At 36.5% G+C, this 17850-nt stretch carries 13 protein-coding genes; 3 read left to right on the forward strand and 10 right to left on the reverse strand.

Going from position 1 to position 17850, the window contains the following annotated elements:
- Nucleotides 1–23: 23 nt before the first annotated feature.
- A complete protein-coding gene (locus WFH39_RS08295; protein ID WP_336689537.1) occupies nt 24–2663 on the forward strand; it encodes a hypothetical protein in 2640 nt (879 codons plus the stop codon).
- Nucleotides 2664–2754: 91 nt separating this feature from the next.
- On the opposite strand, the gene WFH39_RS08300 is transcribed toward WFH39_RS08295, so the two are convergent.
- A complete protein-coding gene (locus WFH39_RS08300; RefSeq protein WP_336689538.1) occupies nt 2755–4401 on the reverse strand; it encodes an ABC1 kinase family protein in 1647 nt (548 codons plus the stop codon).
- A 1299-nt stretch (nt 4402–5700) separates the two neighbouring features.
- Between WFH39_RS08300 and WFH39_RS08305 the strand changes: the two genes are divergently transcribed.
- A complete protein-coding gene (locus WFH39_RS08305; RefSeq protein WP_336689539.1) occupies nt 5701–5850 on the forward strand; it encodes a bacteriocin-like protein in 150 nt (49 codons plus the stop codon).
- Between the two features lie 50 nt (nt 5851–5900).
- Here the strand turns inward: WFH39_RS08305 and WFH39_RS08310 are convergent, their stop codons facing one another.
- Nucleotides 5901–7400 carry a carbon-nitrogen hydrolase family protein gene (locus tag WFH39_RS08310; protein ID WP_336689540.1) on the reverse strand — a complete coding sequence of 500 codons (1500 nt, stop codon included), beginning with the start codon at nt 7398–7400 and terminating at the stop codon, nt 5901–5903.
- Between the two features lie 48 nt (nt 7401–7448).
- On the opposite strand from WFH39_RS08310, the gene WFH39_RS08315 reads away from it, so the two are divergent.
- The gene (locus WFH39_RS08315) at nt 7449–7757 is read left to right on the forward strand and encodes a hypothetical protein (protein ID WP_336689541.1); all 309 of its coding nucleotides are present in this window, start codon (nt 7449–7451) and stop codon (nt 7755–7757) included.
- A gap of 294 nt (nt 7758–8051) precedes the next feature.
- Here WFH39_RS08315 and guaA read toward each other — a convergent pair whose 3' ends face one another.
- From guaA to ilvA, 8 genes are all read right to left on the reverse strand, one after another.
- On the reverse strand, nt 8052–9581 hold the full coding sequence (gene guaA, locus WFH39_RS08320) for a glutamine-hydrolyzing GMP synthase (protein WP_336689542.1): 1530 nt from the start codon (nt 9579–9581) through the stop codon (nt 8052–8054).
- 209 nt (nt 9582–9790) lie between these two features.
- Entirely contained in the window at nt 9791–11029 is a 1239-nt protein-coding gene (gene purD, locus WFH39_RS08325; protein WP_336689543.1) for a phosphoribosylamine--glycine ligase, read from the reverse strand.
- A 117-nt stretch (nt 11030–11146) separates the two neighbouring features.
- Nucleotides 11147–12664 (reverse strand): bifunctional phosphoribosylaminoimidazolecarboxamide formyltransferase/IMP cyclohydrolase, encoded by a 1518-nt coding sequence (gene purH, locus WFH39_RS08330; RefSeq protein WP_336689544.1) that lies wholly within the window; start codon nt 12662–12664, stop codon nt 11147–11149.
- Between the two features lie 409 nt (nt 12665–13073).
- Nucleotides 13074–13646: a phosphoribosylglycinamide formyltransferase gene (gene purN, locus WFH39_RS08335; RefSeq protein WP_336689545.1), complete on the reverse strand. Its 573-nt coding sequence runs from the start codon at nt 13644–13646 to the stop codon at nt 13074–13076.
- A 47-nt stretch (nt 13647–13693) separates the two neighbouring features.
- Nucleotides 13694–14692 (reverse strand): phosphoribosylformylglycinamidine cyclo-ligase, encoded by a 999-nt coding sequence (gene purM / locus WFH39_RS08340; RefSeq protein WP_336689546.1) that lies wholly within the window; start codon nt 14690–14692, stop codon nt 13694–13696.
- A 281-nt stretch (nt 14693–14973) separates the two neighbouring features.
- On the reverse strand, nt 14974–15525 hold the full coding sequence (locus WFH39_RS08345; protein WP_336689547.1) for an NADPH-dependent FMN reductase: 552 nt from the start codon (nt 15523–15525) through the stop codon (nt 14974–14976).
- Between the two features lie 178 nt (nt 15526–15703).
- Nucleotides 15704–16432 (reverse strand): pirin family protein, encoded by a 729-nt coding sequence (locus WFH39_RS08350; RefSeq protein WP_336689548.1) that lies wholly within the window; start codon nt 16430–16432, stop codon nt 15704–15706.
- Between the two features lie 112 nt (nt 16433–16544).
- Nucleotides 16545–17807, reverse strand: coding sequence for a threonine ammonia-lyase IlvA (gene ilvA / locus WFH39_RS08355; RefSeq protein ID WP_336689549.1), 1263 nt, complete (start codon nt 17805–17807; stop codon nt 16545–16547).
- Nucleotides 17808–17850 lie beyond the last annotated feature (43 nt).

The following is a 17850-nucleotide window of genomic DNA, read 5'->3' on the forward strand; positions in this document are numbered from 1 at the left end:
AATACTAACAAAATATTAAAAAAATGGCAACACCTTTAAATACAATTCTATATTGGTTTCAGACAGGAAAAACACCTACGGAAGAGGAATTTGCAGCATCCTGGTCTTCTTTTTTTCACAAAAACGAATTTATTCCGCTTTCATCAATCGAAGGACTTTCTGCACTTTTTCATCAAACAGCAAGTTTAGAAGCGTTCAATAATCACCTTAATTCTTCTAATGCTCATGAAAACAGTTTAGCCAAATTAGACGCTTCCAATTTAAGCAGTGAGAACATCCAAAATTGGAAAAATAAATTAAATGTTAATCAGTTACCTTCAAATATTGCCACGATAGACAGTTCTGAAAGTGGTTTAACAGGAAATGTCTATTCAAAACAATACATCAACGATCATTATTTGCAGTATACAACAAACTCTGGCAGAAGGGTTATTACAAACAATAAAGATCATGAAAACAAAACAATGTATGATGCTTTTATTGCAGGATGGAATGTCTTACCGAATTATATTGGGAAAGATGAGAGCGAAAAATTATATTCTTCAAGATATATCTTACAGGGAACCGATATTCTTTCTGATTTTAAAGGAAATACAGAGTACAGACCTGAACACCCTGCACATGATTCGTTAATCGCCTACGGTTCAAAACTAGGGAAAGGTTTTGTTGATGGAACAAATTACAGTTTATTCGGTACTGCTTTGTATGAATTGAATGATATTCCGATTGGCGATTCAATAACAGCCTTTGGTAACAATATTGCTAATGCTAAAGGAATTTATGGCAACCAAAACAGAACCGCAATAGCCTCCAATGGTTTTAATTTAAGACAAATGATGACTAATAACGTCACCATCGGAAATTTAATCTGGGCAGGCGATATACATAGTTCTGTAGTTACAGGATATAATGTAAGAAATTACCGTTATATATTTAACTCGCTGGTGATGGGAGGAAATATTTACGATGCAAATGGAAAATATCCCGGCGAAACGCATGATTCCTATTTAGATAATGATGTCATGTTAGGCTTTGGATTTTATAAAGATCCGAAAAGACATCCTGCAAGTCACAACCTGTTAATCGGTTCTCACGAGCATTACGGAAACGGAAGCCCGGACTTCAATTACAGACCATTAGTAGAAGGTAATTTTAAAGAAAAATATTTTGGAATTCAGGGAAAATCTATTAATCATATTCAGGACGAATTGAATAAAGTTCCTGTTGAGAATGTAAATCTTTCTTTAGTTTCTTCACCGTCAAATTCCAATGCATCATATGATGTAAAAACAAAAAAGTTAATCCTGAAAAATTCTCCCGCCGGAAATTACAGACTTTTTGAAGGGTTAACTCCGGGAGAATCTTACCTGTTTAGCATCAACTCAAATATTGGTAATACCGGGACATGGGGATATAAAACAATTTATCTCATTGACAGTGGTAATGATGACAAGTGGATATTAAACAATCAATTGGCTGAAGTAACCGATAATGTTAATAATTTTTTAGATATTTCTTTAGAAGGAACAAATATCACAGGAGAGATAAATGTTTCCATGCAGCGTATTAAAAACAATGAAAAACAATCACCTATTTACGAAGTGCGAGATTTTAACAATGGTGTTACATTTGAATTAAGAACTGCAAACAGTAATGACAATCATATCTCTTTTGGTAAAAATTCTGCCTCCCAATATGCAGTAGGAATCAATAATGCTATTTTTGGTACCAACTCTTTATCAAAAGCTAACTCTATTGCAACAACATTTGTTTTTGGTAATAATAATCTTGAAAATATAAGAAAGACAAGGATCAATACTATAGTTGGATATAATAATCTCAAGAACGCAAGTAATATTGTTGACAGAATAACAGCAGTAGGTCAGGACATTGCCCCAAATGTACTTAATCTTAGATCTTCAGTTGTATTAGGCTGTTATGCACTACAAAGTTTCAAAGGAAATTTTTACGATAATAATATATGGAACGAACTGGTTGCTGTAGGAAATGGCGCAGGGATAAATGTAGAAGAAGCACAGAAAAGTATTTTCATAGGTGAGGCAACCGGAAACTCCAAAAATGTTTTTCAAAGTGTTGTTGTAGGTAACAGAAGTGGTTTCAAAGATCGAAACACGTCTACTAATGAAATTGTACTAGGTGCAGCAACAACAGGAAACGGTGACAATACTGCAACGATTGGTAATTCAAACATCAGTTCTGTATATCTTTCAAATATTGCTAAAATAGACCGTAGAACAGGTATTTCAGGAATTAATGTATTTCCAGCCAATAGCGATACAGATTTTGTTCAGAGAAAGCATTTACAAGAGGTTAAACCATACAAAATTTATTCAGGATCTTTGGTATTTGATGAATCTGCAGCACAGCCAAGATTTACAGTATTTGAAAATACCGTTGGAGATATTGTGTGGAGTAAGAAAGGTACAGGAGAATTTATCGGTACTTTAAACGGAGCATTTCCTGCCGGAAAAATTTGGTCAGTAAGTGTAATAAACCAAAAAACCGTAGGAAAAGATCAGAGATTTTGCGTAAGCGGAAGAATAGATAATGATACTATTTACGTCGATATTGTAGATTCTTACGGATTCAACTATGATGTTTACGGAGAAGCCGGATCATTTGAATTCAGAGTCTATAACTAATTTCAAAATTTAAATTACTAAAACCATATTATCCTGCAAGTCCAGACTAAAATACTGAACTTGCAGGGTTTTTATTTTAGAATTGAAAGTTTTACTTTCTCGTAACCCTCAGTAAAATAACAATTACTAAAAATACAGAAAATATAAATCCTAAAACGGCTACCAAAGACAATTCCCCGATTCTCGGTCCCGATTCTGAAGTAAATACAATTGCCGTTGCAATGATATTTGCGCCTAAAACCATTGCCAGAATAAGATTGATAATGCTTGATTTTATCAGCTGGTTTGTTTTTTCAATATTCTTTATTTCGCTGGAAACGGTGAATTTATTTTCGTCTAATTTCTGTAAAACAGAACGCAGTTCTTTGGGAATTTCGTCTACACTGTCTGTAAACATGAGCATTCTGTCCATTCCTGTTTTTACAATATTTTTCGGACTTATTTTTCTGGTAAATATTTTTTTAGTGTAAGGATAGAGACTTTTTACCACATCCAAGTCCGGATTTATAGTTCTTCCCACTCCTTCAATAAGACTGATTCCTTTGAACAAAAGATAAAAGTAATCCGGCATATGAAGACGGTTATCTTTCAGCACATCTTTCATCTTATTGATGATGACCTGTGCATTAATTTCTTTCAGAGAGGTGCTGTGAACGAAATTCAGAATATCTTCCACATCATTTTCAAATCTTCTTTCATCCGGAATCTCATAACTGATAGCCATTTTCTTCAGATAACGTACAATTTTATGCGGATTTTTGGCAACAAAACTTACAATAAGATTTTCAAGGACTTCTTTATCATTCGGAGGAATTTTCCCGACTGCACCGAAATCAATAAAAACTAATTTTCCGTCTTTTTTTACCAAAATATTTCCCGCGTGAGGATCTGCATGGAAAAATCCATAGTCTAAAATCTGGAAAACAAAAAGTCTTAGCCCCGTTTCGGAAATGATTACTGGATCGATATCGTATTGCAAGAGCCTTGACGTATCAGTTACTTTAATTCCATCAATAAACTCCATACAAAGAACATTATTGTTGGAAAATTCTTCATACACCTTCGGAACGTAGGTTTCTTTGCTGTTTTTAAAATTTCTTCTGAACTGCAGGATGTTTTCCTTTTCATTAATCAGAGAAACTTCTTCCAGTAAAGATTTTTCAAAGGTGGAAATCGCCTGTTTCAGATTGAGCTTCTCTCCTATTTCGGAATAAGAAGAGACCAGTTTTTCCAGATCTTTGATAAGCAGTAAATCGTCTTCAATCACAGACTGAACATCTGATTTTCTAATTTTCAGAATAACCTCTGTAGCATCAATTAATGTTGCTTTATAAACCTGCGCAATCGATGCTGTTGCCAAAGGCTGTTTCTGAATATCCGCAAAATGATCTTTCACCGAAATACTAAATTCGTTTTCCAGTATTTCTTCCACGTTCATTTCAACCGTTTCCACTTTATCCTGAAGCTTCTGAAGTTCCTGAAGAAGTTCCGGCGGAAGAAGATCTTCTCTGTTACTGAAAGACTGTCCGAGCTTTACAAAAGTTGGTCCCAGCTCTTCCAAAAAGAGCCGGATTCTTTCGTAAACAGTTCCTTTTGAAACGACTTCGTCGGAATTGGCTGGAATTTCCTCTTTATTTCCGCCGTTCATTCTTGCCAACAGATCTTTGAAGCCGTATTTGCTTAATACGGAAATTAACCGGGCAGATCTTTTTAATTTTCTTTGCTGTTTATCGAACATAGTCTGAAATGTAGTTGCAATTTAATTCAAAAATTGTTCCTATTGATAATAATTAATTTTCTATTTTAAATCGCTTTTTTATAATTTTCCCTTTCAGTTTGTTCTGATCAAAGGCAACGCAGTGAAGAATCTATTTCCTAAAACAAAGATCGCGAAGATTTTATTTAAAAGGATTGAAAATATTTTTCGTTCGCAATGGCGTTCTACTCAGCAAATGATAGCAGTGTAATGCAAGTTTTTTTATCGCAATTTTTGAAGTAAATTTTATTAAATATGAGATGTCATCCTGAAAGAAGCGCAGCAGATTGAAGAATCTATTTCCTAAAACAAAGATCGCGAAGATTTTATTTAAAAACATTGAAAATATTTTTCGTTCGCAATGGCGTTCTACTCAGCAAATGATAGCAGTGTAATGCAAATTTTTTTATCGCAATTTTTGAAGTAAATTTTATTAAATATGAGATGTAATTCTGAAAGAAGCGTAGCAGATTGAAGAATCTATTTCCTAAAACAAAGATCGCAAAGATTTTATTTAAAAAGGTTGAAAATATTTTTCGTTCGCAATGGCGTTCTGCTCAGCAAATGATAGCAGTGGAATGCAAGTTTTTTTATCGCAATTTTTGAATTAAATTTTATTAAATATGAGATGTAATTCTGAAAGAAGCGCAACACAGTGAACAATCTATTTCCTAAAACAAAGATCGCAAAGATTTCATTTAAAAGGATTGAAAATATTTTTCGTTCGCAATGGTGTTTTACTCAGCAAATGATAGCAGTGTAATGCAAGTTTTTATTATCGCAAATTTTTGAAGTAAATTTTATTAAATATGATATGTTATCCTGAAAGAAGCACAGCAGATCCAAGAATCTATTTCCTAAAACAAAGATCACAAAGATTTCATTTAAAAGGATTGAAAATATTTTTCGTTCGCAACGGCGTTTTACTCAGCAAATGATAGCAGTGTAATGATAATAAAGCTATTCAATCTTTTCAATTTAGTTTGTCTTTCCGCAGGAATCTAAACGTAGTATTAGAAAAATATAAGACTGAAAGATTTGCGCTTAGATTTCTAAGGATTGACAAACTCTGTGGTTATTTCCTAATGTTAATGAAGCAACTTCCAACCATAGCCCCGATAGAAACGACATCCTTTTTTGTTGCGGGCGAAGCGAAGCGGAGCCAGTAACAAAAAAGATACAGTGGATAGCGGGAAAAAGCTCTAAATGAATATTCTATCATTTTTTTCTTTAACTTTACAATGACAAAATATTTAAAACCAACGCTAAAAAATTATTAAAATGAAAAATTTAAAGAAAGTTTCAAGAGAACAAATGAAAAATATCGCAGGAAGCGGATTTATCAAAAACTGCTCTAATAAGTGCTGTCCTGATGATGGAAGACCAAGATGTCCCGGATTAATCTGTCCGGCTGTTTTGTGCCCGAATTAGGATCTTTTTTGAAAGAATAAAAACGGAATGCAGAAATGCATTCCGTTTTTCTATTTTAGGTATGTTTCGTACAAATCTTTTCTCCTGTCTTTCATGACCTGAACTGAACCATGATGATGCAGATCTTTCAATAAATTCAGATCGACATCCACAATTAATGTCATTTCTGTGTTCGGGGTGGCTTCTCCTTTCACTGCATTCGACGGAAACGCAAAATCCGAAGGGGTAAAAACCGCAGCCTGACCAAACTGAATATCCATATTATTAACTCCGGGAAGGTTTCCTACGCAACCTGCAATTGCCACATAACATTCGTTCTCAATTGCTCTCGCTGCGGCGCAATGACGAACTCTCATATACGCATTTTGGGTGTCTGTAAGATAAGGTACAAATAGAATTTTCATTCCCTGATCGGCTAAAATTCTTGGAAGCTCCGGAAATTCAACATCGTAACAGATCACTAAACCTATTTTTCCGCAGTCGGTATCGAAAACACGGATTTCGTTTCCGCCTTTCATTCCGTAATATTTTTTCTCGTTGGGTGTGATGTGGATCTTCCTGTATTCGTCTACTCTGCCGTCTCTGTGAAGAAGGTAACTTACATTGTATAAATCATTATTTTCGAAAACCGGCATGCTTCCGGAAATTATATTGACATTATAACTGATCGCCAGATCTGAGATTTTCATCTTGATCTCTTCGGTTAATTTCGCCAGCTCAATCATACTGTCTCTTTCCGAAAGTTTATTGAAAGGAGCCAGCAAAGGCGTATTGAACAGTTCCGGAAACAGAACGAAATCTGCTTTGTAATCTCCCATTACGTCGACAAAAAATTCCACCTGTTCATAAAAAGCATCAATATCCTTAAAATGTCTCATCTGCCATTGAACCAACCCCAAACGAATGATGCTGTCCTGCATCGTGTTTGGTTTTTTGCTGTAATAAATGTTGTTCCACTGAAGCAGAACTGCATTTTCTTTGGATGATTCGTCCTCCGGCAAATATTTCTTTAAAACCCTGATCGGTAAAAAGTTATTGGAAAGCTGAAAAGACAGAACCGGATCATAAATTTCTTTATCGCGAACTCTTCGGATGTATTCTCTTGGAGATAAATCGCTGTGTTTGTGGTAATTTGGAATTCTTCCGCCTAAAACAATGGATCTTAGATTCAGTAATTCGCAGAGTTCTTTTCTCGCATCATAGAGTCTTCTTCCGAGACGCAGTTCACGAAATTCCGGATCCACAAAGACTTCGATCCCATATAAGACATTTCCTGTTGAAAGGTGGGTGTTAAAAGTATAATTTCCTGTGATATCGCTGTACGTGTGATCGTCGCCAAATTCATCATAATTCACAATAATGGAAAGGGCAACCGCTGCGAGTTTTCCGTCAACCGTAATGCAGATTTGTCCTTTAGGAAATATTCGGGTAAGTTTTTCGATACTTTTTTTAGACCAGACGTATTCCGACATTTGGGGATAAGCTCTCTTCATGGTAATGACCAATTCATCATAATCCTGAACCATTAATGGTCTTGTTTCTATTTGCATTTGATGTAATTTTATTTAAATTTAGGGAAAAAAGTTAGTATAAAAAAAATGAAGGAATTAATTTATGACAAAATCCAAAATTATGATTCGAAGATGAAAAATTTTGATATTTCATATACCGATCGTCTATTGTTTATAAATGAACTTATTAGTTTATACGAACTTAGAAATCATATTTCGAAAAACGAAAATACCAAAAAAAATACAAAGCAGATTTTAAATGACTTTTATTTAATACAAAAACAATCTTACAAGTATATCAAGTTTGTAATTGCAAGATATGATGGAATAAGCAGGATTTTCTATTTTAGTGAAGATTATTCTAAAATTTTTTCTGATTTTATACTTGAAAATTAAACTAATGAAAACTATTTCTGTAGTTATTTTATTGATATCATGGATCTATCTGATTTTATCAATATGTATTCAAATTGAGTTTTTCCTTGAATTTATTCCCGTTATTTTACTAATTCTAATTATTAACTTTTACATTATTCATCAGCATCACCGAAAAATTTCACTTTATATCTTCAATGGAATTGTTTTTCTTATCCTGATTTATCTTTTAAGCCTATTAATTTTTCTGAGACAGGATTGGTAAACAAAAAATCCCGCCAAAAGGCAGGATTTATATTTAAAATTCCATTCAAATTATTCCCACTCAATAGTTGCAGGTGGTTTGCTTGAAATATCATACGCTACTCTGTTGATTCCTCTTACTTCGTTGATGATTCTGCTGGAAACGGTATCCAAGAACTCGTAAGGAAGTCTGCTCCACGTTGCTGTCATAAAGTCGATGGTGTTTGCGGAACGAACAACGGCTGTGTATTCGTATGTTCTCTCATCGCCCATTACGCCTACTGATTTTACCGGAAGAAGCACCACGAAAGCCTGAGAAACTTTTTCATACAGATCGTTTTTGTATAATTCTTCAATGAAAATATCATCTGCTTCCTGTAGAATTCTTACTTTTTCTGCATCAACTGCTCCCAAAACCCTGATTCCCAATCCCGGGCCCGGGAAAGGATGTCTATGAACAAGATGATGAGGAATTCCCAATTCTTCGCCCACTTTTCTTACTTCATCCTTGAATAACTCTCTCAAAGGCTCAAGCAATTCGAATTCCATATCTTCAGGAAGTCCACCAACGTTATGGTGCGATTTAATTACCGCAGAAGGACCGTTTACCGACTGACTTTCAATTACATCCGGATAAATTGTTCCCTGTGCTAAGAATTTAGCACCTTCAATTTTATGAGATTCTTCATCAAAAACGTGAATGAACTCGTTTCCGATGATTTTTCTTTTCGCTTCAGGATCATCCACTCCGGCTAATTTCGATAAAAACCTTTCGGAAGCATCCACTAATTTAATGTTCATATGGAAATGCTCTCCATAATTATCCATTACTTTTTTACCTTCATCTTTTCTCAGTAAACCTGTATCTACGAAGATGCAAGTCAACTGGTCGCCAATGGCACGGTGAATTAACACTGCCGCTACAGAAGAATCTACTCCTCCTGAAAGTCCAAGAATTACTTTCTGATCTCCCACTTTTTCACGGATCTCCGCAACGGTTTTTTCGATGTAATTGGTCAGTTTCCAGTTTTTCTCTGCATTACAGATTCCGAAAACGAAATTTTCCAGCATTTTCCCTCCTTCTTCGGTGTGGGAAACTTCCGGGTGGAACTGTACACAGTAGATTTTTTTATCTTCATTAGAAATCGAAGCAATTACGCCGGATTTTGCGTTTAACTCAAATCCTTCAGGTAATTCTCCCACTTCGTCGAAATGGCTCATCCAAACCACAGAATTATTGGCAACGCCTTTTAATAAAGAAGATTCTTTTACGATTTCAAGGTGTGCTTTTCCGTACTCACCTTTTACGCCTTTATGAACTTTTCCGCCTAAAAGGTGTGCCGTTAACTGCATTCCGTAGCAAATTCCCAGAACAGGAATTCCCTGCTCGTATAATTCTTTTTCAACCAAATGGGCATTTTCTGCATTTACAGAACTTGGTCCGCCGGAAAGGATAATTCCTCTCGGCTGTTTCTCTAATAGCGTTTCTAATGGTGTATTGAATGGTAAAATTTCAGAATATACGCCCATCTCACGGATTCTTCTTCCGATAAGCTGGTTGTACTGTGATCCGAAATCTAATATGATAATACCGTTGTTCATTTTTTATAATTGATGAATAATGATTGATAAATGATTTTGTAAAATTGTCTGAAATTATAGCCCCGATTGCAGCGGCATCCTTTTTTGTTATTGCGATTGCTGAAAAGTTCCATTGAGTGCTTCACTTTGTTCGCAATGACAAAAAAGATACAGCGGAAAGCGGGAAATAGCTTCTAACAAAAAAAGCCCCGAAAAATCAGGGCATTATTTTAAAATTTTCCGATGTCTTCTCTGTAGAAGCCGTAATCGAAATGTACATGACTTGCATCTTCGTACACTTTTTTGCGGGCATCTTCATACGTTGCTCCTGTAGCTACGATGTTCAGTACTCTTCCACCGTTAGAAACTACTTTATCTCCTTTTCTGATGGCTCCTGCGTATAAAAGTTTGCTGTATTTCAGTTTATCTTCCCCTACAATTTCGAAACCTGTTTCGATGTTTCTCGGGTAACCTCCTGAACACATGACAAGGCAAACTGCTTTTTCGTCTTTAAATTTAAGCTGGATGTCTTTTCCTTCCATACAATCCTGAATAACATCCAGAAGATTGTTTTCCATTAAAGCCATTAAAACCTGAGTTTCAGGATCTCCGAATCTCATGTTATATTCTAAAAGATAGGTTCCGTTTTTCGTTACCATTAATCCGAAGAAAATGATTCCTTTGAAGCTGAACCCTTCTCCTTTAAGACCTTTAATGGTAGGTTCTAAGATATTTCTTTCGAAATCTGCGTAGTGTTCCTGAGTAAATTCTGGGCTTGGAGCTACGGTTCCCATTCCTCCTGTATTGGGTCCTGTATCTCCATTTCCTGCTTTTTTGTAGTCTTTTGCAGCGATACAAGGGAATAATTTTTCACCGTTTGAAAAAGCGATGATAGAGGCTTCAAATCCTTCTAAATATTCTTCGATTACCAAACGGATTCCGGCATCTCCGTGAATTCTTCTGATCATAAAATCATGAATCGTTGCTTCAGCTTCTTCCAGAGTATCGCAGATTACCACTCCTTTTCCTCCCGCTAAACCGCTTGCTTTAACAACCAACGGGAACTGGTGTGTCTGAACATATTCTTTAGCTTCGTTATAGGAATCGAATACTACTGCTTTTGCCGTTTTGATATCATAGGTCTGCATAAATTTCTTAGAGAAAGCTTTACTTCCTTCCAAGCTTGCAACTTTCTGATTCGGACCAAAAACTTTAAGGTCGTGCTTTTTGAATTCGTCCTTTAAGCCTGCTACAAGCGGTGCTTCGGGACCAACGATCGTTAAGTCTACCTTTTCTTTGATGGCAAAATCTCTAAGTTCTTTAATCTCTGATAAATGAACATTTTTTCCAATAACATCAGTGGTAGCGTTTCCGTTGGCGAAAAACATTTTAGAAATTCTTGGGTCATTCTGAAGTTTTGCTGCCAAAGCAGATTCTCTTCCACCTTCACCTATGATTAATATTCTCATACTTTATTTAATTAACTAGTCTATAATTTACAAATATATAATTTTGGATGCTATAAATACAATCTCAAAATATAATTTTAGCCAATCGCTAATAGCCAATGGCGAATTGCTTTACTATTAATGTAAAAAATGTCTGATTCCGGTAAACATCATAGGGATCTTGTGTTCGTTGGCAGCATCTATGCTGTCCTGATCTTTTACACTTCCTCCCGGCTGAATGATTGCCGTAATTCCTTCCTGAGCGCAGAAATCTACTACATCACGGAACGGGAAAAACGCATCAGAAGCCAATACTAAGTCGCCGGAGAAGTTTTCTTTGGCTCTTTCGATCGCCTGCTGAGTTGCCCAGATTCTGTTTACCTGTCCTCCTCCGATTCCGAAAGCCTGAATTCCGTTGGAAACGACAATCGCGTTGGATTTTACATATTTTACCACTCTCTGAGAGAAAAGCAAAGCTTTTTTCTGCTCTTCTGTCGGTTGAGTTTCTGTGACAACTTTGATGTCATCTGAAAAGATGCTGTCATTGTCCTGAACCAAAATTCCTCCGTCGATTTTCACCCAGGTCTGTTTGTCTGAAACCGGATTGACAATTTTTATAATTCTTAAGTTCTTTTTCTTTCTTAAAATTTCAAGTGCTTCTTCATCAAATTCCGTAGCCATTACAATTTCAAGGAAGGTTTTGTTTAATTCTTCTGCGGTTGCCGCGTCGATTTTGTAGTTCATAGCAACAATTCCGCCAAAGATGGAAACAGGATCGCACTCGAAAGTTTTCTGATAGGTTTCCAGAGCTGAAGTTCCGATCGCTACTCCGCAAGGTGTAGAGTGTTTTACTGCACAACAAGCCATTTCTTCTTTGAACTCGGTCACTACTTTCCAGCAAAGATCCATATCCCGAAGGTTGTTGAAAGACAATTCTTTACCTCCCAACTGTTCAAAATCTTTCATCGCTCCGTTTTCGAAAGTAGAAACGTAGTAAGCTGCAGTCTGATGAGGGTTTTCTCCGTATCTTAAGTCAGAAACTTTTTTGTAAGAAGCATTAAGATAAGTAGGATATTCTTCTTCTAAAAGCATTCTTGAAATCGCAGCATCATAAGCTGAAGTAAGGTTGAATACTTTTCCTGCCAGTTTTTTACGGGTTTCGATGTAGGTATCACCGTTTTGCTCCATTTCGATTTTTACGGTTGCGTAATCTTCAACATCGGTAATTACCGTAACAGAATCGAAGTTTTTCGCTGCAGAACGAAGCATTGAAGGACCTCCGATGTCGATGAATTCTACCTTTTCGTGAAGAGAAATGTTTTTGTTTACATTTTCGAAGAAAGGATAAAGATTTACAATTACCATGTCAATCAGTCCAATTCCGTGTTCCTGAACGGTATTCATATGTTCTTCGTTGGAACGTACCGCCAACAGCCCACCGTGAACTTTAGGGTGTAATGTTTTCACTCTTCCGTCCAACATCTCAGGGAAATTGGTAACCTCATCAATCTGAATCGGATTTAAACCAGCGTCTTTCAAATGTTTGAACGTCCCTCCTGTAGAAATCAGTTCATAATTCCGGGCTTCCAAAAACTGTGCGAATTCGGTTAACCCGCTTTTGTCAGAAACACTGATTAAAACTCTCTTTTTGCTCATTTTACTTTCGATTTTTTACTTTTTACAGCTATTTCAAACTGTAGACCGGTTCTTTCACCTCCGGTCTGTTTTATTTTTTACTTAGATTTTTCTTGTTTTCGAAATAATAAAATCTAAATGTGTTTTTCATTAAAGAGATGATTTATTTCCTTCGACAAGCTCAGGATAAACTCTTGGCTCAGCGCTACATCTCTTATACTAACTATTTTTCCTTTCTGTTCGTCATGCTGAAAGCATCTCAACTAAGCTTAGATTCCTACGGAATGACAAACTGAGTGGCTAGATTTTGCGTTGTCAGGCTGAGCTTGTCGAAGCCTTTCATTGTTGTTAGTTTTTTAACCACCCCGTCAAAAATTCTTTGAATTTTTGCCACCCCTCCAAAGGAGGGGAATTTTTGTATAGCTAATAATTAGCGTTGTATATTGTTTAATACTTTGTTTATCGCAATTGGATAAATTTCATATTCTATTAAATGAACTTTTTCTGCGACGGTTTCGGGAGTATCGTCTTCTGTAATTTCAAATGATTTCTGAAGGATGGCTTCTCCTTCATCGATTCCTGACGTTACGAAGTGTACGGTTGCTCCGCTTTCTTTTTCTTTTGCTTCCATTACGGCGTTATGAACGTGGTGTCCCCACATTCCTTTTCCTCCGAATTTCGGAAGCAAAGCCGGATGAATATTGATTATTTTTCCGTTCCAGTTTTCACAGAACTCGGGTTTCAGGATGGATAAAAATCCTGCTAAAACGATTAAGTCTGTATTTTGAGGAATTTTTTCAGCCAATTCTTTACTGAAATTTTTTCCTCTTGGAATCAGAATATTTTCTATGTTATGATTTTTCGCTCTTTCCAGTCCGTAACATTCTCTGTCGGCAATCACTAAAGATACTTTTGCATTCCGGATTTCTCCATTATCAATGGTATCGAAGATTCTCTGAAGATTGGTTCCTGAACCTGAAACGAGTATGACAAGATTCTTCATGATTAGTCAATTTGAAAATTAGTTAATTTGAAAATGGAATACATTATCTAATTGGTAATTTTCAAGTTGATTTTTTCGCTTCCTTCTGTAATTTCTCCGATTTCGTAAGCATCGTCTAAAAGGTGCAATACTTTTTCTGCATGTTGTGCATCCACTACAACGATCATTCCGACCCCCATGTTGAATGTTCCGAACATTTCTTCGCGTGTAACTCCTCCTCTTTTTTCCAGTTCTAACATAACCGTTGGAATCTGGATTTTTGAAGCATCGATTGAAGCGCAAAGTCCGTCGCCGATAATTCTCGGAATGTTTTCGTATAAACCACCGCCTGTGATATGCGCAATCCCTGAAACTTCTACTTCTTCAAGAATTTTGTGAATGTCTTTGTAATATAATCTTGTTGGAATCAAAAGCGTTTCGTACAAAGGTTTCCCTTCAAATTCTTCGTTAAAATCAGGGAATACTTTTCTCACCAGAGAGAATCCGTTGGAATGGAATCCTGAACTTGGCAACGCAATAATTTTGTCTCCTGCTTTGATTTTTGAACCATCAATAATCTGGTCTTTTTCAACGATTCCTACGCAGAATCCTGCAACATCGTAATCTCCCGGCTTGTACATTCCCGGCATTTCAGCAGTTTCGCCGCCAATTAATGCGCAGTTATTGTCTTTACAGGCTTCTACCATTCCTAAAACGATTTCAGCAGCAATTTCGGAGTCCAGTTTTCCGCAAGCCAGATAATCAAGGAAAAATAATGGTTTTGCCCCGTGACAAAGAATATCGTTGGCACACATAGCAAAGCAGTCTACCCCGATAGAATCGTATTTTTTTGAGTCTAAAGCTACTTTAAGCTTTGTTCCTACTCCGTCTGTTCCGGAAACCAATACAGGATTTTTGTATCCTCCGATCTCATAGAATGCCCCAAAACTTCCCAAATGGTTCAACACATTGGAATTATGTGTTTCGCCGACCGCTTTCTTGATCTTGTCAACGGTTTTGTATCCTTCTTCTTTGTCTACTCCTGCTGATTTGTACGTGTTGCTCATAGTATTTTAATAATCTAACAATGTATCAGTTTAGCAATGTAACAATGTTTTGAATTGTTAAATTTCTGCATTACTGAATTGGTACATTTTATTTTTACTTTTTATTCAAATTCAGAAAACAAAAAAGCCGACAATCTTGGTAGATTATCGGCCGTTGTTTTATCTCAGAATTTCAGAGTCCACAATATTCCCTTTCTTGGAGAAACATTCTTTAAAAGTGGTCTGAATTTTCATCTTTTTTCCTTTTTGCAAAGATATTAATTTTATATTAATTTTCAAATCTATTTTTCAAGAATAGATTCCAAGGCAGAAATTTTCTGAATTTTTTCTTTTAATTCACTGTCTTTCTCTTCGTTAGAAATTTTCTGAGCCGCTTTATCAAAATTATCATTAAAGAAAGGCAGTGTGAAGGTATCTACAATATTTCCGCCGTGAAGAGGAAAACGTTTTCCTGAAGCTTCCAAAACGCCTAAACCGCCTCTTGCTCCCGGAGCTGTCGCCATTAACAACATTGGTTTCTCGTTCCAGACTGCTCTGTCTTTAATTCTTGATGTCCAGTCGAATACATTTTTGAATGCTGAAGAGTAGGTTCCGTTATGTTCTGCCAGAGAAACCAGTAAAACATCTGCTCCGTCGATTTTTGAGGCAAAGTCTTTTGCTTCCTGCGGAACTCCGCTTTCCACTTCACGTTGGTGTTTGTAGATCGGCATTTCAAAAGCGTTCATGTCTACGACTTCTACTTCTGCATTTGTAATTAATGAAGCTGCGTAAGTAACCAGCATTTTATTGATTGATGTATCGGAATTGCTTCCTGCTATTGCTAAAACTTTCATTTATTTTTAATTGTTTGTTTAAAATTATTTTTGTTGAACCATTTCGTGGTTCGTTGATTACGGGCACTTTTTCCATGGGTTTCACTCATATTGAACCACTTCGTGGTTCCCTGACCGAAATCATTTCTTTACTATTTAACTTTTAATGATATTGATTGGGCGATGCAAAATTAAGGGTTTATTTGAGATATGCCGGTAATTCCATCGGAACTTCCATTAATAATATTTCTGTGTCTTCCACGGCTTCAATGTTGAAACTTTGAGTATCCCAGATTCCTAAACCGTCTCTTTCATTTAAAATACGGTCTCCAATTTTTGCACTTCCTTTTAATACGAAAGCATAGACTCCGTTTCCTTTTTTATTCAACATGTAGTTTTTGCCGTTTCCTTTGGTAAAATTGGCAAGATTGAACCATGCATCCTGATGAATCCAAACACCGTCGTCATTTTTATCGGGAGATAAGATCTGCTGGAAGCCGTTTATTTTTTCGCCTTCTTTAATGCTTTGCTGATCGTATCTTGGTTCTACTCCTACTTCTCTCGGAAATACCCAGATCTGTAAGAATTTTACCGCCTGATCTTTATTTTTGTTGTATTCGCTGTGCATTACTCCGGTTCCGGCACTCATTACCTGAATTTCTCCTTTTTTAATGACTGCTGTAGTTCCCATAGAGTCTTTATGCTCCAGATCTCCTTCCAACGGAATGGAAATAATTTCCATGTCTCTGTGTGGGTGCGTTCCGAAACCCATTCCCTGAGTGACGGTATCGTCATTCAATACTCTCAATACTCCGAAGTGTGTTCTTTCAGGATTCTGGTAATTGGCAAAACTGAATGTGTGGTAAGAGTTTAACCATCCGTGATTGGCGTGACCTCTTGTGTCTGCTTTATGATATACTGTTTTCATAATGTTTTTATTTTATGATACAAATGTACAGGAGATAAACGGCTAAACTGTTGATGTAAGATAAGAACGACAAAATCCGCATTTTCAGCGGATTTATTGTTTGTTTTTGATATTACACAAGCATATTGAGAATATCGGGGTTTTCGTTGAGATACGATTCAAAATAATCCAGATTCTGCATTCTTTGTCTGAGTCCTTTGAAGTCTGATGGATCGGAAAGCTCGATTCCGACGATTGCCAAAGCTGTTTCTCTGGAGTTTTTCTTGGTGTATTCAAAATGGGTGATATCATCGTTTGTTCCCAATACATTGAGGACAAAATCTTTAAGAGCACCGGGACGCTGCGGAAATTTCACCATAAAGTAGTGCTTAAGACCATTATAGAGCAAAGCGCGTTCTTTGATTTCTTCCATTCTGGTAATATCGTTATTGCTTCCGCTGACGATGCACACTACACTTTTTCCTCTGATCTGCGTTTTATACTGCTCGAGTGCAGAGATTGATAATGCTCCTGCCGGTTCCAGTACAATAGCATCTTTATTATAAAGCTGAAGAATGGTTTCACAAATTTTTCCCTCGTCTACGGAAATGCATCCGGAAAGTGTATTTCTGCAAATTTCAAATGTTAAATCTCCTACTTTTTTCACGGCTGCTCCGTCTACAAAGCTGTCTATTTCAGTAAGCTCGGTATTGATTTTGTTTTCTATGGATGTTTTCATGGAGGGCGCTCCTTTCGGTTCTACGCCTATGAGTTGGGTTTCTGCGGAAAGTTGTTTAAATACGGTGGAAATTCCGGAAGCGAGTCCTCCTCCGCCGATCGGAATAAAAACAAAATCTGTTGCTTCTTTTTTCTGTTCTAAAATTTCGATTGCGACTGTTGCCTGTCCTTCAATGATCTGAATGTCATCAAAAGGATGAATAAAGGCAGCACCGGAAGTTTCTGCAAAATCCAAAGCGGCTTTTTTGGAAGCATCAAAGGTGTCTCCGAAGAGTTTAATGTCTACAAAATGACCGCCGAACATTTCTACCTGCTCCAGCTTTTGTTTCGGTGTGGTTACGGGCATAAAAATGGTTCCCTTAATCTGGAGCTGCTTGCATGAAAAAGCAACTCCCTGAGCATGATTTCCTGCACTTGCACAAACTATTCCTTCTGAAGTTCTGCCTTCGCTGAAAAGGGTTTTTATTTTATGATAAGCGCCTCTTAATTTGTAGGATCTTACGGGCTGTAAGTCTTCTCTTTTAAGGTAAATATGCGCATCAAATTTTTCAGACAAACGGGCGTTGTATTGCAAAGGGGTGTAATTTACAATGCTTTCGATGCTTTTTCTTGCCTGTATGACGGATCCGAGTGTGGGAAGTGTGAGTGTTTTATTCATCTTCATTTATTTTACCGATTTTTTATGGTCTTTATTTCCTGAT

The sequence above is a fragment of the Chryseobacterium sp. MMO-72 genome, assembly GCF_037146035.1.
Lineage (GTDB): Bacteria > Bacteroidota > Bacteroidia > Flavobacteriales > Weeksellaceae > Chryseobacterium > Chryseobacterium indicum.